General features: G+C 67.4%; 21 protein-coding genes. 9 read left to right on the plus strand and 12 right to left on the minus strand.

The features are described 5' to 3' along the window. The first annotated feature begins 34 nt into the window (after nt 1–34). Entirely contained in the window at nt 35–661 is a 627-nt protein-coding gene (locus AC1DTW_RS21830) for a LamG domain-containing protein (protein ID WP_477983493.1), read from the plus strand. A 40-nt stretch (nt 662–701) separates the two neighbouring features. On the opposite strand, the gene AC1DTW_RS21835 is transcribed toward AC1DTW_RS21830, so the two are convergent. From AC1DTW_RS21835 to AC1DTW_RS21885, 11 genes are all read right to left on the minus strand, one after another. Continuing rightward, nucleotides 702–1,907: an acetyltransferase domain-containing protein gene (locus AC1DTW_RS21835; protein WP_477983494.1), complete on the minus strand. Its 1,206-nt coding sequence runs from the start codon at nt 1,905–1,907 to the stop codon at nt 702–704. Between the two features lie 58 nt (nt 1,908–1,965). Next, nucleotides 1,966–4,149 (minus strand): TonB-dependent siderophore receptor, encoded by a 2,184-nt coding sequence (locus AC1DTW_RS21840; RefSeq protein ID WP_477983495.1) that lies wholly within the window; start codon nt 4,147–4,149, stop codon nt 1,966–1,968. 237 nt (nt 4,150–4,386) lie between these two features. Further along, nucleotides 4,387–4,833, minus strand: a complete 447-nt coding sequence (locus AC1DTW_RS21845) for a hypothetical protein (RefSeq protein WP_477983496.1) — start codon at nt 4,831–4,833, stop codon at nt 4,387–4,389. A 276-nt stretch (nt 4,834–5,109) separates the two neighbouring features. Further along, complete coding sequence (locus AC1DTW_RS21850) at nt 5,110–5,709, minus strand: hypothetical protein (protein ID WP_477983497.1); 600 nt, start codon at nt 5,707–5,709, stop codon at nt 5,110–5,112. Then, nucleotides 5,706–6,455 carry a HupE/UreJ family protein gene (locus tag AC1DTW_RS21855; protein ID WP_477983498.1) on the minus strand — a complete coding sequence of 250 codons (750 nt, stop codon included), beginning with the start codon at nt 6,453–6,455 and terminating at the stop codon, nt 5,706–5,708. Before AC1DTW_RS21855 ends, AC1DTW_RS21850 begins: the two co-directional genes overlap by 4 nt. A gap of 6 nt (nt 6,456–6,461) precedes the next feature. Beyond that, complete coding sequence (locus AC1DTW_RS21860) at nt 6,462–6,857, minus strand: hypothetical protein (protein ID WP_477983499.1); 396 nt, start codon at nt 6,855–6,857, stop codon at nt 6,462–6,464. A 77-nt stretch (nt 6,858–6,934) separates the two neighbouring features. Continuing rightward, nucleotides 6,935–7,792 (minus strand): DUF4198 domain-containing protein, encoded by an 858-nt coding sequence (locus AC1DTW_RS21865; protein ID WP_477983500.1) that lies wholly within the window; start codon nt 7,790–7,792, stop codon nt 6,935–6,937. 71 nt (nt 7,793–7,863) lie between these two features. Then, on the minus strand, nt 7,864–8,889 hold the full coding sequence (locus AC1DTW_RS21870; protein WP_477983501.1) for a DMT family transporter: 1,026 nt from the start codon (nt 8,887–8,889) through the stop codon (nt 7,864–7,866). Nucleotides 8,890–8,912: 23 nt separating this feature from the next. Then, nucleotides 8,913–9,050, minus strand: coding sequence for a hypothetical protein (locus AC1DTW_RS21875; protein WP_477983502.1), 138 nt, complete (start codon nt 9,048–9,050; stop codon nt 8,913–8,915). 52 nt (nt 9,051–9,102) lie between these two features. Then, nucleotides 9,103–9,522: a VOC family protein gene (locus AC1DTW_RS21880; RefSeq protein WP_477983503.1), complete on the minus strand. Its 420-nt coding sequence runs from the start codon at nt 9,520–9,522 to the stop codon at nt 9,103–9,105. A gap of 5 nt (nt 9,523–9,527) precedes the next feature. Continuing rightward, entirely contained in the window at nt 9,528–10,193 is a 666-nt protein-coding gene (locus AC1DTW_RS21885) for a GMC oxidoreductase (RefSeq protein WP_477983504.1), read from the minus strand. On the opposite strand from AC1DTW_RS21885, the gene AC1DTW_RS21890 reads away from it, so the two are divergent. Then, the gene (locus tag AC1DTW_RS21890; protein ID WP_477983526.1) at nt 10,123–10,968 is read left to right on the plus strand and encodes an amino acid ABC transporter substrate-binding protein; all 846 of its coding nucleotides are present in this window, start codon (nt 10,123–10,125) and stop codon (nt 10,966–10,968) included. The genes AC1DTW_RS21885 and AC1DTW_RS21890 overlap by 71 nt on opposite strands. A gap of 12 nt (nt 10,969–10,980) precedes the next feature. Here the strand turns inward: AC1DTW_RS21890 and AC1DTW_RS21895 are convergent, their stop codons facing one another. Further along, nucleotides 10,981–12,372: an aminotransferase-like domain-containing protein gene (locus AC1DTW_RS21895; protein ID WP_477983505.1), complete on the minus strand. Its 1,392-nt coding sequence runs from the start codon at nt 12,370–12,372 to the stop codon at nt 10,981–10,983. A 345-nt stretch (nt 12,373–12,717) separates the two neighbouring features. Here AC1DTW_RS21895 and AC1DTW_RS21900 point away from each other — a divergent pair, with 345 nt between their 5' ends. The 7 genes from AC1DTW_RS21900 to AC1DTW_RS21930 all read left to right on the plus strand — a co-directional run bounded on the left by AC1DTW_RS21900 (nt 12,718) and on the right by AC1DTW_RS21930 (nt 18,363). Continuing rightward, entirely contained in the window at nt 12,718–13,200 is a 483-nt protein-coding gene (locus AC1DTW_RS21900; RefSeq protein ID WP_477983506.1) for an MSMEG_0572/Sll0783 family nitrogen starvation response protein, read from the plus strand. A gap of 80 nt (nt 13,201–13,280) precedes the next feature. Continuing rightward, complete coding sequence (locus tag AC1DTW_RS21905) at nt 13,281–14,258, plus strand: Nit6803 family nitrilase (protein ID WP_477983507.1); 978 nt, start codon at nt 13,281–13,283, stop codon at nt 14,256–14,258. A 32-nt stretch (nt 14,259–14,290) separates the two neighbouring features. Continuing rightward, complete coding sequence (locus AC1DTW_RS21910) at nt 14,291–15,361, plus strand: MSMEG_0568 family radical SAM protein (RefSeq protein WP_477983527.1); 1,071 nt, start codon at nt 14,291–14,293, stop codon at nt 15,359–15,361. Between the two features lie 2 nt (nt 15,362–15,363). Then, on the plus strand, nt 15,364–15,948 hold the full coding sequence (locus AC1DTW_RS21915; protein WP_477983508.1) for an MSMEG_0567/Sll0786 family nitrogen starvation N-acetyltransferase: 585 nt from the start codon (nt 15,364–15,366) through the stop codon (nt 15,946–15,948). Continuing rightward, nucleotides 15,945–16,931, plus strand: coding sequence for a sll0787 family AIR synthase-like protein (locus AC1DTW_RS21920; protein WP_477983509.1), 987 nt, complete (start codon nt 15,945–15,947; stop codon nt 16,929–16,931). The genes AC1DTW_RS21915 and AC1DTW_RS21920 overlap by 4 nt, the downstream gene beginning before the upstream one ends. Further along, nucleotides 16,928–18,076 carry an MSMEG_0565 family glycosyltransferase gene (locus AC1DTW_RS21925; protein WP_477983510.1) on the plus strand — a complete coding sequence of 383 codons (1,149 nt, stop codon included), beginning with the start codon at nt 16,928–16,930 and terminating at the stop codon, nt 18,074–18,076. Before AC1DTW_RS21920 ends, AC1DTW_RS21925 begins: the two co-directional genes overlap by 4 nt. Then, entirely contained in the window at nt 18,076–18,363 is a 288-nt protein-coding gene (locus tag AC1DTW_RS21930; protein WP_477983511.1) for an MSMEG_0570 family nitrogen starvation response protein, read from the plus strand. The genes AC1DTW_RS21925 and AC1DTW_RS21930 overlap by 1 nt, the downstream gene beginning before the upstream one ends. Nucleotide 18,364: the final 1 nt, after the last annotated feature.

Below are 18,364 nucleotides of genomic sequence, written 5' to 3' on the forward strand. Positions count from 1 at the left end.
CGCCCGCAGACACGCGAGTTCAGGGAGACACGCGATGAAGACGACGATCACGATGGCCACGACACTGCTGGCCGCCGGCGTCTCGGCGGCGCAGATGGTGAGCTTCGACAAGGACCCGACCGGTGCTCCACCGGTCGGCTGGACCTGTGGCGTGACGGGCAGAGGCAATCCGCGCTGGACGGTCGAGTCGCAGCCCGATGCGCCCAGCGCGCCCAACGTTCTGATGCAGTCAGGCGCGGGCGACTTCCCGTGGTGCGTCCGAACGGACAGCGCGATCCAGGACGGCTTTGTCGAGGTCAGGTTCAAGCCGCTGCGGGGTCGTGAAGACCAGGCCGGCGGCGTCGTCTGGCGCTGGAAGGACGGCAACAACTACTACGTGGCCCGCGCGAACGCGCTGGAGAACAACGTCTCGCTGTACTACACGGAGGGCGGCACGCGCAGAACGCTGAAGTACGTCGACGCGCCGGTGGCCACGAACACGTGGCACGTGCTGCGGGCAGAGTTCAAGGGCACGCACATCCGCGTGCTGCTGAACGGCAAGGCGGTGATCGAGCTGGCCGACGCACACATTGCCGGTGCGGGCGCCGTCGGCGTCTGGACCAAGGCCGACAGCGTCACGGCCTTCGACGACTTCGGCTTCGGCGCGAACGCCAAGCCCTGACATCAGTCCGCCCCTGGACTCCAATATTCGATTCGGCCGCTCAGAAATATTTGACCCAAGCCTGCTTGGAACCGCGCTTGTAGCGGGCGAACGCGCGGCACGGGAAAAATAGGAGCGGGACGAGCGCGAGCCAGACCACCCACACCACCCAGAACGCTTCGCGGTCGACCCCGAAGCGCGCGCCCTGATTCGGTCCGAAGATCGCCAGAAGCACCTTGTAGGAGATCATCAGCAAGTACAGGTGCACGATGTAATAGAACATCGGTGCGCCGCCGAAGGTCGAGAACACGCGGGTCAGGCCGTTTTCTGCGAACTCGAGCAGGCCCAGCATGATCAGGCCTGCGCCCAGCGTCAGCAGCAGGTAGTCGAGTGACGGCGGGTACTTCGTGAAGTTCAGCCAGGACATGACGGTCAAAACTTGGGTATCGCCGTGCACCCAGGGCAGGTTCTCGCCGTAGATGTTGAAGCCGCGCAGAGACAGCAGCAGCGCGAGACAGGAAAGGCCCACGGCGACCAGCACGCGCCGACGCATGTGTCCATCGAGTCGTGCGGAGAAGACCGGCCCGAAACAATAGCCCAACAGGATCACGCCCACCCACGGCAGCGCCGGGTACGTGAGCCTGACGCGCACGGCACCTTCGGCGACGACCCAGCCGCGGTGCAGCATCAGGGTCCACGGCAGGTACCACGCGCTCTCCGGTGGCACCACGAGGCCCGCGAACGCGTTGTGGCCGCAGACGATGATGAATCCCAACGCGGCGAGCAGCCAGCGCGGAAGGTCGGACAGCAAGGCCAGCATGACCATGCTGAAGCCGATGGCCCACATCACCTGCAGGTAGATGATGTTGAACGTGCCGCTCCAAGCGAACGTGATGACCGTGAGTTCGAACGCGATCAGCAGCAGCCCGCGCTTGAGCAGGAAGCTGCGCACCGGCCGCAACGCACCCGACGGTGGGTTGGCATAGAGCCAGGCCGACAACCCGGTCAGGAACACGAACGCGGGCGCACAGAAATGCGCCGCCAGGCGCGAGAAGAACACCTCCGGCGCGGTGCCGGGCAGCGTCATCGGATCGGTGACCTGCAGGTGCAGATAGAGCGTCTCGCGCACATGGTCGAGCAGCATGATGATCATCACCAGGCCGCGCAATGCGTCGATGGAGGTGATGCGTGACCGATGCGCGGCCGCTGCGTCCCGGACCTCACCAGGAGCGGCCCGGACTGTCGAAAACGTTGCTGTGGATGACATGCGTGGGTCCTCGAAATGGTGGGTACGGCCCGCTTGCGGACCGTACCCACACCTGGTCTCAGAACTTGTACTGAGCGGTTCCTGTGAACTTGCGCTCCGTGCCCGGATAGACCCACAACGAACTGTACGAATTGGTGTAATACACCCTGTTGAACAGGTTGTCGATGTCCAGCGACAGACGCAGGTGCTTGTTGACGGTGTACGAGGTGACGAGCTTGAACACCGTGTACGCCGGCAGCTTGAAGCCGTCGTTCAAATCGACCGAGCCCAGGCGCTCCCCGACATAATTCACGCCGCCACCGATCGTGGCGCTGCTGCTGGCAGAAAGCGGCACCTTGTACGTCGCGAACAGATTGGCCGTGTTTCTTGGAACGTTCGGAAAGCGACGACCTTCCGCGAGCCCCGTGGCGGCGACTGCAGGGATGCTTTGCAGCACATGAGAGTCGGTGTAGGCATAGGCGGCCGACAGGCGAAGGTTCGACACGATCTCGCCCGAGACATCCAGCTCGACCCCCTTGCTCCCAACTTCGCCCACCAGGATCGCTTTGGTGGTATCTCTGGGGTCGGGGGTCACCACGTTCTCCTTCCGGATCCGGTACACCGCCAAGGTGGCGGTGAGTTTGCCGTCGGCCGGATCCCACTTGGTGCCGACTTCGTACGAGCGGCTGGACTCCGGCTGAAACGAGTCCCCGTCGATGCTGATGCCGCTGTTCGGCCGGAACCCCTTGGACGCCGTGGCGTACAGCGACAGCGTCTTCGTCGGTTGGTAGACGAGGCCTACGCGCGGGCTCGTGGCGTGGGGCGATTGCTCGGTCGTCCGCGCCGGAGTCGTCAGCAAGTTGGTCACCGTCTGCTTGTACTTGTCGTAGCGCACGCCGACCAGCGCCTTCCACTGTTCCGAGAACTCCAGCTGATCCTGCGCGTACACCGCGCGCGCACGCTGCCGCTCCTGGGTGTTGGTGTTCGCCACCAGGGGGGCGGGCGCCACCGAAACGCCGTAGATGGGATCGTAGATGTCGATGGCATAGGGCACGGCGGCCGAGGGTCTGCCGCGCGTCTGGTAGCGGTCATCGTCGAAGCTGTAGGCATCGACACCGAAGAGCAGGCTGTGTTTGACCGGGCCCGTGGCGACCTTGCCCAGCACCTCGAAGCGCCCGGCGACGTCGGTGGCGCTGTAGTGGCGGAAGCGCAGCTGGCGCCACAGCGTTCGCCCGTCCGATTGCAGCGAGAAAGCTTCCGTCGAGAAACCCGTCAGCGAACTTTTTCGGTAGCTCAAGCCCGTCTGCAGCGACCAGTCGGCGTTGAAATCGTGTTGCAGAAAGACCTGGTGCCCGAGGGACTTGATGGTCGTGTCCCCGTCGCTCGGTTCGGCCAGGAAGCGCGACACCGGCACCACGCCGAGTTGGTTGTTGACCGCCACGACGCCGCGGTCGAAGGGTGCCTTTTGCTGCACCGCCTCGACTTCGTAGGACAGCGTCGTGTTGTCCGACAGCATCCACACGAACGAGGGCGAGACCAGATAGTGCCTGGCGTGCACCGTGTCGCGGAAGCTGTCACCGTCCTCAACGGCCGCATTCAGACGATAGGCGATGGTCTCGCTCATCGGCCCGGTCAGATCGACGGCGGTGCGCCAGGTGTTGAAGCTTCCGGCCGAGAGTTCGACTGTTTGTGCGGGTTGGAACAGCGGCTTCTTGGTCGTGATGTTGACCGTGCCCCCCGGCTCGCCGCGCCCATAGAGCGCGGACGATGGCCCCTTCAGCACTTCGACGGTGTTGGTGTTGGCGCCGTCGCGCAGGCCGTTGTAGCCACGGCTCGAATTGAAGCCGTTGACCATGTAGTCGGAGCCGAAGTTGGGATCGCCGGTGAAGCCGCGCATCGCATAGCTGTTCCAAAGGCCACCAAAGTTGTTCGTGCGCGAAATGCCGCTGCTGAGGTCGAGCGCGCCTGAAAGATCGGTGACGCCGGCGTCTGACAAGAGGTCTGCAGTGATCACACGCACGCTCATTGGCAGGTCCTTGATCAGCGCGTCGTTCTTCGTGGCGCCCGTGGCGGAAATGTTGCGATACGGCTGCTTGACCGCCTTGACCTCGACCGTGCTGAGCGTCGTCGTCGCAGCGCTCGCGCCGGGGCTCGAGGCCGCATCGGCAGGCAAGGGCGCGGCGTCAGCGGCCCACAGCGACGGACTGCAGGCAAGACAGGCCGCTGCCGGGACGGCGGCGCGAAGGAAATATCGGGTGGACATGGTGGTCAGGCTCCTGGGTACAAACGGCTCAAAAACTCAAATGGCGGGCATGGCGTGGCCGCTGCGGCGTGCGAATGCATGCCGCCTGCTCGATGTGACAAGACAGGCTGCGTTCTCCAGGCGCCGGGTCGCGAGCAGAGGGTTGTTCGCTCCCCGGCGGCGGAGGCTCCGCCATGGCTGAATGACCTCGCCGCAGGCGGACGCGCCATCGACGCGTCGTGCGGGAGGAAGCGCGGCTCAGGCCGCCCGAGGGGGTCTTCGCCAGCCTTCGAGGAACGGCGTCGCGGGCACCTTCTCGGCGGCGGAGCGAAGCGCGATCGGGCGTGACAGGCGCGTCGGCAGGGATCCGACCCACGACGAGATCATCGCTGCGCCGCTCACATACCCGTCCATCAGCACATGCCGGATCGATTCGGGCGACTGATCTTGATCGCAGCCGCCCGACGCGGTGTCTGCGACGGCGGACACGCGCAGGCCGCCGGTTGCCTCGATGCCCGCAGCATCCTCTTCCTGACTTGGCGGCGCCGGACGATCTTGACGATGGTGATGCCCCAAGCCCGCCCAGTGCAGCACTGCGTGCAGCGCCTCTCGACCCTTGCTTGGCCCAGCCGGCAGATTGCCGAGCGTGGTGGCCTGCATCAGCATTGACAGCAGCAGCGCAATGAAGATGAGGCGACGAGGCATGTCGGCATTATGAAAGTGGCTATATGCACACTCTGCCGTTCGCGCCAACGTCGACAGAATGTCCTGCGGATTTCATCGGCGGCACAAGCGGTCGCTGCTGAAATCCGCGTGCTGGTGCGCGTTGCTTGAGCGTGGTGCGAGCGTGTGCCCCACAACGGACAGCGTCGTGTCGCATCGGGATGTCGTGAGGCGACGTGCATGCGTCGCGGCTCGATGCGCGCAGCCCGGCGCAGCGCGGTCCGCGTGGCCGCAGCGCCTCGAGACGAAGGCGGAACGTCAGTGCGGCTGAAACAGCGACTCGTAGAAGCCCGCCGTGCGCACCTTGATCGTCACGGCCTGGTCGGTGCGATTGCGCCAGTGCCATCCGTGCCGGCCGTCGAAGGGCGCCGTGAAGGCCCCTTGCGCGCTTGTCTGTCCGGCTTCCTTCCAATAGCGCGTGAAGTCCTCGCCGGCATCGGGACGCTCGCCGTGCATGTCCATGGTCACGGGGCCGCTCGCCTCCCAGCGAAAGATCAGGTGGTCACCGGCACGCATCTGCGCCTTGATCTCCGCTCCCTCGTGCGGTTTCAGGACGATCGTCATGTCGTCGGATCGCAGGGCCGCGGCCTTCGAGATGGACTGTTTGCTTTGAGGCTCGCCTGTAGCGGCGGTGTTCGCCGCGGTCGGCGTGGTTGCCGCCGAACCGTCACCGCGCATTTGCGTCAGGCCCAGCGCCGATCCGATGCCCGTCAAGTCGATGCCGCGCTCGGCCGGCAGCACGAACAGAACCAGGATCAGCAGCGCCGCCAGCATGGCTGCGCCTACGGCGATCGCCAGCGTGCGAGGAGGGGCTTCAAAGGGCGTCGAAGCGGTCGCGTGGTCGAGGTTGGTGGTCATGCTGGGCCGAGGAAAAAGCCGGAGAGCTGATAGCCGATCAGCACGAAGCCCGCGCCCATCAATGCCGCATTGGCAACGACGACGTGGCTCGGAAAGGCGGGCCTGCGGCGCCACCAGGTCATCGCGATCAGGATCAGACTGAGCGCGATGAACTGACCGATCTCCACGCCCACGTTGAAGCTGACGAGGTTCGTCAGCAAGCCATCGCGGGAGATCGACATCTCCTGGATCTTCGTGGCGAGACCGAATCCGTGAAAGAAGCCGAAGACGAGCACCGCGCCCTTCTGGTTCGGCACAAAGCCGACGATCTTTCGCAACGCGCCCAGGTTGTCGAGGGCCTTGTAGACGACAGAGAAGCCGATCATGGCGTCGACCAGATACGCGCTCGCATGAATGTTCGCGAGCACACCCAGCAGCAAGGTCGTGCTGTGTCCCACGGCGAAGAGCGTCACATACTTCCCGACGTCCTTCAGACGATAGAGAAAGAAGATGACGCCGAAGAGAAAGAGCAGGTGGTCATAGCCCGTCACCATGTGTTTGGCGCCGAGGTAGACGTACGGGCCGATGTTGACGCCCGGACTCCCCTGGATGAACGCCCGGTCGTCCTCCGACACGCCGTGCGCGAACGCCTCGGGATCGGCCAGCATGGCGAGCACGATCAGGAAGAGGGGGAGCGGCCGCCACTTCTGGGCTACCGCCCTGGCCTTGAACCCGAGATCATTCACCATGTCGAGCGCAGCGCGCATCCGTGATCAGTCGACGCTGAAGGTCGCGCCGGCCTTCGCCTGGGTGCTCTTGTTGACGACCAGCACGCTCACCTTCGAACCGCTGACGAGCTTCAAACCCTTGGCCTCGAACTTGTTGCCGGCGGCGGCCTGCATCGGAACTTCGGTCTTCGCGCCCTTGTTGACAATCGTCAGCTTGGCGGTCATCTCGGTGCTCGTGACTTCGTCATCGTCGTCCTTGACGTACAGCGCAACGCCGTCGGGACGCACCACCAGTTCGAGCAAGGTCTCGCCCGAAATCTGGACGACACCACCGTGCTCCGGCTTCGAGCTGCCGTGGGCGTGGGCAGGCGCGTTGAACGCCAGCGCCAGGGCGCCCAGCACGAGCACGGGCGGCAACTTCTTCCATGATGAGAGACTCATCGCTCAGTTCCTTGAAGACGATTGCGCACTTTGAACGGGCGGCGCTGGTGAACCCTGCCGTTTCGCCGACCCCGCGTTCACTCCGGCGCGTGCGGCAGTACGAATGACAGGGTGGCCCGGTATTCGATCTTGTCGATCTTGGTGGGCTCGTCCGGCGGCCCGTCGAACGTGACCGCCACGACATTCAGGCCTTGATTGCGAATGTTGATCGTGACGCCGCCGTCTGTGCCGCTCTTCACCGGCTGACCATCGGGATCGTTGACGTAGTCGCTCTGCACCAGCGCGCCGCCGACCGGCTTGCCCTTGAACAGCACGCGCATCTTCAGCGGCTTGCCCATCTCTGCGGGCAGCGTCGCATCGACCGGGACGATCTGCAGCGTCTGATCGGGGAGTGCCGGAACGGCCGACTTGAGCTCACCGCGGATCACCACCGCGTACTTGATGGTCTTTTCGCTGGTGACAGCGGTTGGAACCTCGTCCTTGCCCTTCTTGTGCCACTCTCCATCAGGCGTCTTGCTCCAGATGCCGTTCTCGAGAACCGCAGCGACCACGGTGGGCTGGCCGTCGCTGTCGACGAGCAGCAAGGGGCCTGCGACGCGTAACTTCGTCGGCACTGCCTTCCACTCGGTGTCGTAGCCGGCGACGCTCTTCACGAGCGGCAGGCGCTTGACGGCATCCAGGTCATCGGCGCCCACGCCGTAAATCAGCGCGAGCTGGGTCGAGCGTTGCGCGAACCAGATGCCATGCGCCTGCACGGCCGACGTGGCCAACGCGCCTGCGACTGCGACGGCAAAGACTTTGAAGAGGTTCATCTGTGACTCCAGTGCGGTATCGGTTGAAGCTAACGGATGGCAGCAAAGGATACGGAAGACGCTCGGAGCAACGTGCCGTTTGAGTCGGTTGCACGCGCACGACGTGCCGAAAATCTCGGACAAACCGCAGCGCGTTCTCGGGCGTGCATTCGTCCAAAGTGGTGCGTTCGAGGCGGCTCCACGTGGCGAGCGCGTCAGTGTCGATGCGCGTGCTGCTCGTCCGGGACATGCGCGTGTGAATGCCGCGTGGCCTCGTGCCGGTGCAGATGGCTGTGTCGGCCCACCGGCAACGGGTCGTGCGAATGTGTGTGGTGGCCGTCGTCGTGGCCGTGGGCGTGCTCGTGCTCCGCCTCGTCGTGCTCGTGTTCGTGCGCGTGGCTCTCCGCGAGATGGAGCACGATGCCCGCGGCCATCAGCACCGCACCGGCAAGCATCCAGGCACTGCCGCTGCGGTCGCCGAGCATGAACGCGAACAGCGCGCCGACGAACGGCGCGAACGCGAACACCGAGCCGGTGCGTGCCGCGCCGAAGGCACGCTGCGCCAGCAGATAGAAGCGAAGACTCAGGCCGTAGCCGGTCGCGCCTACCGCCAGCAGCGCCAGCGCAGGCCAGAGCCCTGGCAGCGGCTCGCGGAGGGCAAGCGCCAGCAGCGTCGTGGCGATGGCGCCGAACGCGCCCTTGAACATCACGACCTGCCCGGGGTCGCGGTCGGCCACGGCGCGCGACAAGGTGTTGTCCACGCCCCAGGCCGCGGTGGCGACCATCACGGCCAGCAGCCCGAGCATCTGGCTTGCGCCACCCTCGGCACGATCCAGCACCAGTGCCATGCCACCCAGCGTCAAGAGCGCCATCGCGAGAGTGACCCGACGGTCCAGCGTCTCGTGGTACCAGAGTCGTGCGAGCCCCGCGGTAAACACGGCCTCGAGCGTGAGCATCAGCGAAGCGCTGGCGCCGCTGGTGCGCTGCAGCCCCCACGCCAATGCAACCGGGCCGATGACCGCGCCGAACAGCGCCATCAGGCCGAGGCGGGGCGCATCGCCGCGTTGAACGCGGGCCTCACGCTCGATCGGCCGGCGCAGCAGCGCGCCGATCAGCGCCGCACCGGCGTACAGCAGCGCGGCTGTCGTGAAGCTGCCGACGCCGACGCCGAAGCGCTGCACGAGCGGCGTGCTGACGCCGAACAGCAGGGCTGCGACCAGGGCAATGAGGCCGCCGCGCAAAGCGGGCCATCTGTGGGTTCGATTCAATCTTCCTCCAGCGCCCAGATGAGATGGGCGTCGACGAGCAGCCGATGGTGCCAGCGCAACGCCTCCACACGCGCCTGCTCGGCGGACGTGGAGGTGTCGAGCGCCTGGCGGCAGGCCAGCAGCAAGGTCTGCAAGTCTGCCTCACCCAAGGTGTACGCGCGCTGGGTTAGCGCTGCGGGCAGGCCCTCAGCTCTGTTGATCAGCGGGCGGAATCGCCGCCGGATCCATCCAGAGTGCCCCCCACAGGTGCTCGTCGGGGTCGGCGAGGTCGCGGGCGTACATGAAGCCCAGCTCCTGGACCGGGTTGACATCGGCTTGCCCACCGTGGGCCGCGGCGGCAACGTTCATGGCATCGACGGCATCGCGGCTGTCCAGTGCCAGCGAGAGCATCACCCCACTCGTCCCGGCCGGCGGGAGCGGCCGCTCGGTGAACGTGCGCCACTTGCCGTGCGTGAGCAGCATCGCGTGGATCGCCTCACTCCACACCATGCAGGCGGCGGTATCGTCGCTGAATTGCAGGTTTTGGTCGAATCCCAGGGCCTTGTAGAAGGCGATCGAGGCCTTGAGGTCGGTGACCGGCAGGCTGACGAAGATCATCTTTTTCATGGGGTTTACAGGTTGGTTGTCCGAGGGCCTGAAGTCTCTGTGCATGGGGAGGCTTCACCCGTACGACGACCAGCCACTGCCTGAATCGACAACCGAAGCCCGTCCTGTCGGCTGGACGCTGGCAACCTGCCGCGGATGTCATCGGAGATCTTCTCGGCGAGCATGTAGACGGTCGCGCTGATGTTGGCTGTGACCGTTCTCGGCATGATCGAAGCGTCGACGACGCGCAGAGCGGTGGCGCCGTGAACTCGCCCGGCGGCATCGACGACCGAGCCCGCGCCTGTGCCCATTCGGCAAGTTCCCGAGGGGTGGTAGCTGGTGCCGACGTTCTGGGCGACCCACGCCTGCAGTGCACCCGTCGAATTCACTGCCGCGCCTGGAGCGAGTTCCGCCCGGCACCTTCTGCCCAACGGAGCCTGCGCGACGATCTCGCGGGTCAACCGGACCCCGTCGACCAGGTCTCGAAGGTCTGCTGGATCAGCCAGGTGATTGAAGACGATGGATGGCGCGTCGTGCGGGTTCGCACTTCGAAGCTGCACGCGCCCGCGACTGGCGGGTCTCGACAGGTCGATCCAGATCGTCTGCACGTGCCTTGCGCTGATCTCCGCAAGCGCTCGAGCCCAGGAGGGCGGGACGCTGGAGAAGATCAAGGCCAAGGGCGAGATCACCATCGGCCATCGTGACGCCTCGATCCCGTTCTCGTACGTGACAGGAAGCGGCCAGCCGGTCGGCTTCGCGATCGACATCTGCATGGACATCGTCAGCGCCATCAAGACGCGGCTCCATCTGCCGTCGCTGAAGGTCAACTACCAGACCGTGACGTCGCAGAACCGCATTCCGCTCGTGCAGAACGGCAGCGTGGACCTGGAGTGCGGCTCGACGACGAACTCGATGGCACGCCAGCAGCAGGTGGCGTTCAGCCCCAACTACATCATGGTGAACGTCGGCGTCGCGGTGAAGAAGGCGTCCGGCATCCAGTCCCTCGCCGACTTGAGTGGAAAGACCATCGTCACGACGACCGGCACCACGTCGATCCCGCTGCTGCGCGCGCACAAGCGCGCGGAGAACCTGCAGGTCAACGAGATCTACGGCAAGGACCACGCGGACTCGTTCCTCAGCCTGGAGTCGGACCGGGCAGTGGCCTTCGTGATGGACGACGTCCTGCTCGCGGGTCAGATCGCCAGTTCCAAGACCCCCAACGACTACAGGATCCTGCCGGACGTGCTGCGCCAGGAGCCCTACGGGATCATGCTGCGCAAGGACGACCCGCAGTTCAAGGGCCTGGTCGATGTGACGGTGCGCGACCTGATGAAGAGCGGCAAGATCAACGCGCTGTACGCGAAGTGGTTCAACGCGCCGATTCCACCGCGCGGCATCAACCTCAACTTCCCGATGACGGAGGCGACTGCGGAGCTGTACCGCAGCCCAACCGACAAGGGCATTTGAGGAGCGCGATATTCACATCGTCGTCGCATGCGGATGCAGCGGATGCTCGATTGTCTCGGCGATGAGCTGCAGCGCGCGCTCGCAATCGTCCAGGCCAATCGGCCCGCCGAGGCACACGCGCACCGCGTCGGGCGGGTCGCCGTCGGTGCTGAAGGCCGCGCTCGCGACCACGCCGACACCCTGCAGGCGCAGGTACGACGCGAATTCGACCGGGCTCCACGCCGAGGTCAGTGGCAGCCACAGGTGAAAGCCTTCGGGCTGCGCGGCGATACCGTAGTGGCCCAGGTGCTTCTGCGCGAGTTCGTGGCGCGCGATCGACTCGTCGCGCACGGCCGCCAGCACGGCCTCGGCGGTGCCGTCCTGCACCCAGCGCGTGACCAGTGCGTTGGTCACCGGTGAGGCCATCACGGTCGTCGCGCGCAACGCGCCGGCGAGGCGCTGCGACATGCGCTCGTTCGGCGCGCAGACATATGCGCTGCGCAACCCCGCACCCAGGCACTTCGAGAAGCCGGTGATGTAGTAGGTCAGCTCGGGCGCGAAGGTCGCCACCGGCGGCAGCTTGCGGCGCGGCAGCATCGCGTACGCGTCGTCCTCGATGATCGGCACGCTGAAGCGCAGCGCGACGTCGGCCAGCGCCTCGCGGCGTGCCACCGACATGGTTGCGGTCGTCGGGTTCAGCAAGGTCGGGTTGCAGTAGACGGCCTTCGGCTTCAGCGTCTTGCAGGCGTGTTCGAAGGCGCCGACGTCCGGGCCGTTCTCGTCGAGGCCGATCGCATGCAGCTGTACGCCGAGCTGCGCCGCGATCGCCTTCAGCCCCGGGTACGCGAGCGAGTCGGTGCAGATCAGCTCGCCGGGCCGCGCGAGCTGCGAGATCAGCGCCGTCAGCACGCTGTGGATGCCCGGGCAGACCAGCACGCGCGCCGCGCCGATGCCTGACAAGCGCCGGCGCAGCCAGTGCACGGCCGCCTCGCGGTCTTCGGCCGTGCCGCCGAAGTCCTGGTAGCGCAGCAGGCCGTACAGGTCGGCGCCGGCGATGACCTCCGCCGCGCTGTCGCGCAGCTTCGCCACCAGCGCCGCGTCGCTGGGCTCGGGCGGCAGGTTCATCGTCATCTCGGCGCCGGTGCCGTTGCGCAACGGCAGCGTGCGGCCCTGGCCGCGCACGAAGCTGCCGGTGCCGGCCCGCGAATCGATCAGCCCGCGGCGGCGCGCCTCGGCATACGCACGCGCCACCGTCGTGTAGTTGAGCGCGAGTGCCTGCGCGAGCTCGCGCAAGGTCGGGAGGCGGTCGCGTGCCGCGAGGTGGCCATCGCGCAGGTCTTCGGCGATCAGGTCGGGGATCAGCAGGTAGGCCGGGCGGTCGATCGATTCGATGCGGCGGCGCCAGCGTGCGGCGAGTTGGGGCATGACGGGCTCACGGTGGTTGATCGCATCAGGCGACACGCATTGATCGCATCGATCGTGCCAGCCCTTCATCGCGGGACGCGCCTGCCCGCGTTCGTTGATGGTGCGCGACGGGCCATTGATCGGGTGCTTTGATCGCATGCCGTGCGCCCAGGGGTGGTGCCACGAATCGCATGCCGCGCCGGCGCAGCGGCGCCGCTCGGCCGCGGCCGCGTCGACCTCGGCAGCGCCGCGCCTGATTGATCGGCCCTTGATCGCATCGGCAACGCTCGCCGAGGCACGTCGCATGCGAATGAACGGGTGCAACACCTCGCAACACCGCGTTCCCTCAACCCACGGAGCCACACCATGCCCAAGGTCACCCATCCCCCGCACAAGAAGGGCGATGCCCTCGTCGACTATGAAGAGAAGGTCTTCGAAGACGTGAAGGCCGAGCCCGGCGAGAAGGCGCTCGTCACGTTCCACACCGTCGCCTTCGAAGGCTCGATCGGCTTCGTCAACCTGCTGCAGGCGACGCGTCTGAAGCGCAAGGGCTTCGACACCTCGATCCTGCTGTACGGGCCGGGCGTCACGCTCGGCGTGCAGCGCGGCTTTCCGACGCTCGGCGACGAAGCCTTTCCCGGGCACCAGAACTTCAACAACCAGATCGGCAAGTTCATCGCCGAAGGCGGCAAGGTCTACGCGTGCCGCTTCGCGCTGCAGGCGCTGTACGGCCATGGCGAAGGTTCGCTGATCGAAGGCATCCGGCCGATCAACCCGCTCGACGTGCTCGACCTGATCCTGCTGCATCGCAAGGAGAACGCGTTCATCCTCGACACCTGGACGCTGTGAGATGAAACCCCCACGCTCACTTTGTTCGCTGCCCCCCGAGGGGGCGCCTCAGCACCTTCGGGCGGCCGGGCGGTGCTGAGATGACGCCGTCTGCCATCGTCCGTGCCGCCGCGGTGCAGATCGCGCCCGACTTCGAGCGGGCAGACGGCACGCTGGACCGCGTCTGCACGGCGATCGACGAGGCCGCCGATCGCGGTGCGCAGCTGGTGGTCTTCCCCGAGACCTTCGTGCCCTACTACCCGTACTTCTCGTTCGTGCTGCCGCCGTGCAAGCAGGGGCCCGAGCACCTGCGGCTGTACGAGCAGGCGGTGGTCGTGCCGGGGCCGGTCACGCAGGCGGTGGCCGAGCGGGCGCGCACGCGCGGCATCGTGGTGCTGCTCGGGGTCAACGAGCGCGACCACGGCAGCCTCTACAACACGCAGCTGCTGTTCGATGCCGATGGGCGGCTCGCGCTGAAGCGTCGCAAGATCACCCCCACGTACCACGAGCGCATGGTCTGGGGGCAGGGCGATGCGGCCGGGCTCAAGGTGGCCGACACGGCCGTCGGCCGCATCGGCGCGCTGGCCTGCTGGGAGCACTACAACCCGCTGGCACGCTATGCGCTGATGGCGCAGCACGAGGAGATCCACTGCGCGCAGTTCCCCGGCTCGCTGGTCGGCCCGATCTTCGCCGACCAGATGGGCGTGACGATCCGCCATCACGCGCTGGAGTCCGGCTGCTTCGTCGTCAACGCGACCGGCTGGCTGAGCGACGCGCAGGTGCAGGCCGTGACCCCCGACGCGGGCCTGCAGCAGGCGCTGCGCGGCGGCTGCCACACCGCGATCGTCTCCCCCGAGGGCAAGTACCTGGCCGAGCCGCTGACCGAAGGCGAAGGCATGGTCGTCGCCGATCTCGACATGGCACTGATCACCAAGCGCAAGCGAATGATGGATTCGGTCGGCCACTACGCGCGGCCCGAGCTGCTCAGCCTGGCGATCAACGAACGGCCGGCGCAGACCTTCTTCGAGATGCCCGCTGCAACCACTGCGATGTCACCCAACCCGGAGCCTTCCGCATGACCGCCACACTCTCGCCGAGCAGCCGCGAGCTGATGACCGAGCTCCAGACCTTCGGGCTGCGCCTGGTCGACCCGAGCGCCGGCGCCGCCAGCCGGCGCGGCGGTGCCGGGCCCTCCGACCACAAGGCGGTCACGATCGACGGCCACACGATCATGGTGCCGGTGCACACCTCGAGCGCCTGGGCTTCGCCCTTCGTCGCCGAGGCGCCCGGCGCCGACGGCCGCAGCGCGCTGAAGCGCGGCGCGATCCCGATCGCGCGCATCGAGTTCCCGAAGCAGCCGCGCTTCTATGCGCTGCAGACACTGGACGGCGTGCCGTACTCGCACATCGCGACCTTGCACGGCGCCGATGTGCTCGCCACCACGGTGCTGCAGACCTGCATCCGCTACGAGAGCCGCAAGAAGGCCTGCAAGTTCTGCGCGATCGGCCAGTCGCTGGCGGCCGGGCGCACCGTCGCACACAAGACACCGCAGCAGCTCGCCGAGGTCGCGCGCATGGCGGTGCTGCTCGACGGCGTGAAGCACATGGTGATGACGACCGGCACCCCGCCCGGCGACGATCGCGGCGCCGCGGTGCTGGCCGACAGTGCCTTCGCGATCAAGGCCGCGGTGGACCTGCCGCTGCAGGGCCAGTGCGAGCCGCCCGGCGACGACCGCTGGTTCGAGCGCATGCACGCCGCCGGCATCGACACGCTCGGGATGCACCTAGAGGTCGTCAACCCGGCGCTGCGTGAACGCATCATGCCGGGCAAGGCCACGGTGCCGATCGCGCGCTATCTGTCGGCCTTCGAGGCTGCAGTGAGGGTGTTCGGGCGCGGCCAGGTCAGCACCTACCTGCTCGCTGGCCTTGGCGATACCCGCGAAGAGATCCTCGCGATGTGCGAGCGGCTCGTCGCGCTCGGCGTGTATCCGTTCGTCGTGCCGTTCGTGCCGATCGCCGGCACGCCGCTCGAGGACCATCCGGCGCCCGAGGCCGGGTGGATGAAGTCCGTGCTCGAACCGCTCGGCGCGATGGTCGCGCTGGCCGGGCTTCGCTCCGTCGACATCAAGGCCGGCTGCGGCAAGTGCGGCGCGTGCTCGTCGCTGTCGCAGTACGAGAGCTGACCATGAACTGCCTGCTCGACACCCTGGGCGCTGCGCAACATGAGGAGCTCGACGAGCCGTCCCGCTTCGTGCCTTGCGAGTTCCGCGTGAAGTGGGCCGCGACGAACTGGGAGCGCGAGCAGGCGCTGGCGCTGCGCCGCGCGGTGTTCTGCGCCGAGCAAGGCATCTTCCTCGACGACGACCGCGATGCGATCGACGAACACGCGCAGCTCCTCGTCGCGCTGTCGTGCGTGGGCGGCGCGCCCGATGCGGTGGTCGGCACGGTGCGCGTCCATGAGGAGTCGACCGGCCGCTGGTGGGGCTCGCGGCTCGCGGTGCATGCAGCGTTCCGCCACCATGGCCGCATCGGTGCGACCTTGATCCGCCTGGCCGTGAGCAGCGCGCATGCGCGCGGCTGCCGCGAGTTCCTCGCGCATGTGCAGAGCCAGAACGCGGCGATGTTCGCGCGCCTGCATTGGCAGTCGCTGCAGCGCGAGACCTTGCACGGCCGGCCGCACGACCTGATGCGCGCCGATCTGGCGCGCTACGCGCCGTGCGACGCGCCGTACGCCGGGTTCGTCACGCGCTCCACAGGGGTGGCGGCGTGAACGCACAGGCCCTGTGCAATGCGCTGCGCGCCAGTCGCGGCTTCGCGCACAAGCGCGACATCGCTTCGGTGATGCGGCAACTCGGGCCGACGCTGCCGGCCGACATCGCGGTCGGCGACGACTGCGCCGCGATTCCCGACCGCGATGGCCACCACCTGCTGTTCGCGATCGAAGGCTTCGTCGACGAGTTCGTCGAGCGCATGCCGTGGTTCGCCGGCTACTGCGGCGTGATGGTCAATGTCAGCGACATCTATGCGATGGGCGGGCGGCCGCTGGCAGTCGTCGATGCGCTGTGGAGTGCCGGCGCGCAAGCCGCCGCGCCGCTGCTCGAAGGCCTGGCAGAAGCGTCGCGGCGCTATGGCGTGCCGATCGTCGGCGGCCACAGCAACTACCAAAGCGTGCGCGGCCAGCTCGCGGTGGCGATCGTCGGGCGCGCGCGCAAGCTCCTCACCAGCTTCGACGCGCGGCCGGGCGATGCGCTGCTGATGGCAATCGACCTGCGGGGCGCGTGGCAGGAGCCGTATCCGTACTGGAACTGCTCGACCGAAGCGCCGCCGGAACGTTTGCGGAACGACCTCGAAGTGCTGCCCTCGCTCGCCGAGGACGGCCTGTGCGACGCGGCCAAAGACATCAGCATGGCCGGCGCGCTCGGCACCGCGCTGATGCTGCTCGAGTGCTCGAAGGCCGGTGCGCGCGTCGACGTCGATGCGATCCCCCGGCCCGATGCGCTCGATCCCGGCGACGAGGTCGCGCTGCTGCGCTGGCTGACTTCGTTCCCGAGCTACGGCTTCGTGCTCAGCGTGCGGCCGCAGCATGTCGATGCGGTGCTGGCGCGCTTTCGTGCGCGCGAGATCGGCTGCGCGGTGATCGGCGAGGTGCTCGCGCAGCCGCAGGTGACCTTGCAGCACCGCGGTGGCGAGGCGCTGCTGTGGGACATCGCGGCCGAGCCCTTCATCACCGCCGGCGAGGGCGGCGGCCGATGAACATCGCGCTGTTGACCCATTCGACCAACCCGCGCGGCGGTGTCGTGCACGTGCTCGAGCTCGGCCGCACGCTGATGGCGCTCGGGCACACGGTGACGCTGATCGCGCCGGCCGCGCCGGGGCAGGGGTTCTTCCGCGAGACGCCGTGCCGGGTCGAACTGGCGCCCGCACCGCCCGCGGGAGCCGACCTGGCCGAGACCGTGCGGCGGCGCATCGACGCGCTGCGCGTGCATCTCGCGGCGCTGCTGCAGCGCGAGCGCTTCGACATCCTGCATGCGCACGACGGCATCGGCGCCAATGCACTCGCCGACCTCGTGCAGCAAGGTGCGATCGACGGCTACCTGCGCACCGTGCACCACGTCGACCGCTATGGCGATGCGCGTGTGCAGGCCTGGGAAGAGCGCTCGATCCGCGCGGCCGCGCGCGTGCTGTGCGTCAGTGCGCTGTGGTGCCGGCGTCTGCACGACGAGTACGCCGTCGAGGCGGTGCAAGTGCCGAACGGCGTCGACCTGAGCCGCTACATGCCCCGCCCCGACCCACGCGATCTGCAGCTCGCACGACGCCACGGCATCGGCCGCGGTCGACCCGTGGTGCTGACGGTCGGCGGCATCGAGGCGCGCAAGAACACGCGTCGGCTGCTGCAGGCGTTGCTGCATCTGCGACACCGGTTGCCGCGCGCACAGCTCGTGGTGGCCGGCGGCGCGAGCCTGCTCGACCACAGCGGCGAGGCGACGGCCTTTCGCGCCGAGGCGGCCGCGGCAGGCTTGGTCATCGGCCGCGGCGAGGCGATCGTGCTGACCGGCCCGCTGCCCGATGCCGACGTGCCGGCGCTCTACCGCATCGCCGACGTGCTGGCGATGCCGTCGCTGCTCGAGGGTTTCGGCCTCGCCGCGCTCGAAGCGCTGGCCTGCGGCACGCCGGCGGTCGTGTCGCGCATCGCGCCGTTCACCGAGCACTTCGCAGAAGGCGATGTGCAGTGGGCCGATCCGCTGGCCAGCACATCGATCGCCGATGCACTGCAGCGCGCGGTGGCGCAGGGCCGCTTGCGCGAGCCGCCGGCTGTCTGCCGCCGCTTTGCCTGGGCGCACAGCGCCGAGCGCCACGAGGCGCTCTACCGACTTTCGCAACTTGTCGAGGAACACTGATGCCCGCCATGCACTACCAACTGCGCTGGCCCGACGCCAGCGAGTCGACCTGCTATTCGCCGTCGCTGGTGATCCAGGACTACTTCGAGGTCGGCGCGAGCTACGCGTTGCCGGAATTCCTGCAGCGCGTGCGCGAGGCGACCCAGATCGCGTCGGACCGCGTCGCGGCGAAGTTCGGCTACGCCTGCTCGCGCGCGTCGGATCAGCTCGCGACGATCGAGACGCAGGCCGAGCGCTTTGCCGGCGACGCGGACGCGCGCGTCGAGATGCTGGCCTTCCAGGAGTGAA

The organism is Rhizobacter sp. P5_A1, from assembly GCF_056400745.1.

What these genes read in the sequence shown, in the direction of transcription:
- AC1DTW_RS21895 (WP_477983505.1), bottom strand. Translation starts at nt 12,372, where the DNA reads ATGCCCCAACTCGCCGCACGCTGGCGCCGCCGCATCGAATCGATCGAC.
- AC1DTW_RS21930 (WP_477983511.1), top strand. Translation starts at nt 18,076, where the DNA reads ATGCCCGCCATGCACTACCAACTGCGCTGGCCCGACGCCAGCGAGTCG.
- AC1DTW_RS21885 (WP_477983504.1), bottom strand. Translation starts at nt 10,193, where the DNA reads ATGGTGATCTCGCCCTTGGCCTTGATCTTCTCCAGCGTCCCGCCCTCC.
- AC1DTW_RS21860 (WP_477983499.1), bottom strand. Translation starts at nt 6,857, where the DNA reads ATGAGTCTCTCATCATGGAAGAAGTTGCCGCCCGTGCTCGTGCTGGGC.
- AC1DTW_RS21850 (WP_477983497.1), bottom strand. Translation starts at nt 5,709, where the DNA reads ATGACCACCAACCTCGACCACGCGACCGCTTCGACGCCCTTTGAAGCC.
- AC1DTW_RS21905 (WP_477983507.1), top strand. Translation starts at nt 13,281, where the DNA reads ATGACGCCGTCTGCCATCGTCCGTGCCGCCGCGGTGCAGATCGCGCCC.
- AC1DTW_RS21910 (WP_477983527.1), top strand. Translation starts at nt 14,291, where the DNA reads ATGACCGAGCTCCAGACCTTCGGGCTGCGCCTGGTCGACCCGAGCGCC.
- AC1DTW_RS21830 (WP_477983493.1), top strand. Translation starts at nt 35, where the DNA reads ATGAAGACGACGATCACGATGGCCACGACACTGCTGGCCGCCGGCGTC.
- AC1DTW_RS21880 (WP_477983503.1), bottom strand. Translation starts at nt 9,522, where the DNA reads ATGAAAAAGATGATCTTCGTCAGCCTGCCGGTCACCGACCTCAAGGCC.
- AC1DTW_RS21915 (WP_477983508.1), top strand. Translation starts at nt 15,364, where the DNA reads ATGAACTGCCTGCTCGACACCCTGGGCGCTGCGCAACATGAGGAGCTC.
- AC1DTW_RS21845 (WP_477983496.1), bottom strand. Translation starts at nt 4,833, where the DNA reads ATGCCTCGTCGCCTCATCTTCATTGCGCTGCTGCTGTCAATGCTGATG.
- AC1DTW_RS21835 (WP_477983494.1), bottom strand. Translation starts at nt 1,907, where the DNA reads ATGTCATCCACAGCAACGTTTTCGACAGTCCGGGCCGCTCCTGGTGAG.
- AC1DTW_RS21900 (WP_477983506.1), top strand. Translation starts at nt 12,718, where the DNA reads ATGCCCAAGGTCACCCATCCCCCGCACAAGAAGGGCGATGCCCTCGTC.
- AC1DTW_RS21855 (WP_477983498.1), bottom strand. Translation starts at nt 6,455, where the DNA reads ATGCGCGCTGCGCTCGACATGGTGAATGATCTCGGGTTCAAGGCCAGG.
- AC1DTW_RS21925 (WP_477983510.1), top strand. Translation starts at nt 16,928, where the DNA reads ATGAACATCGCGCTGTTGACCCATTCGACCAACCCGCGCGGCGGTGTC.
- AC1DTW_RS21840 (WP_477983495.1), bottom strand. Translation starts at nt 4,149, where the DNA reads ATGTCCACCCGATATTTCCTTCGCGCCGCCGTCCCGGCAGCGGCCTGT.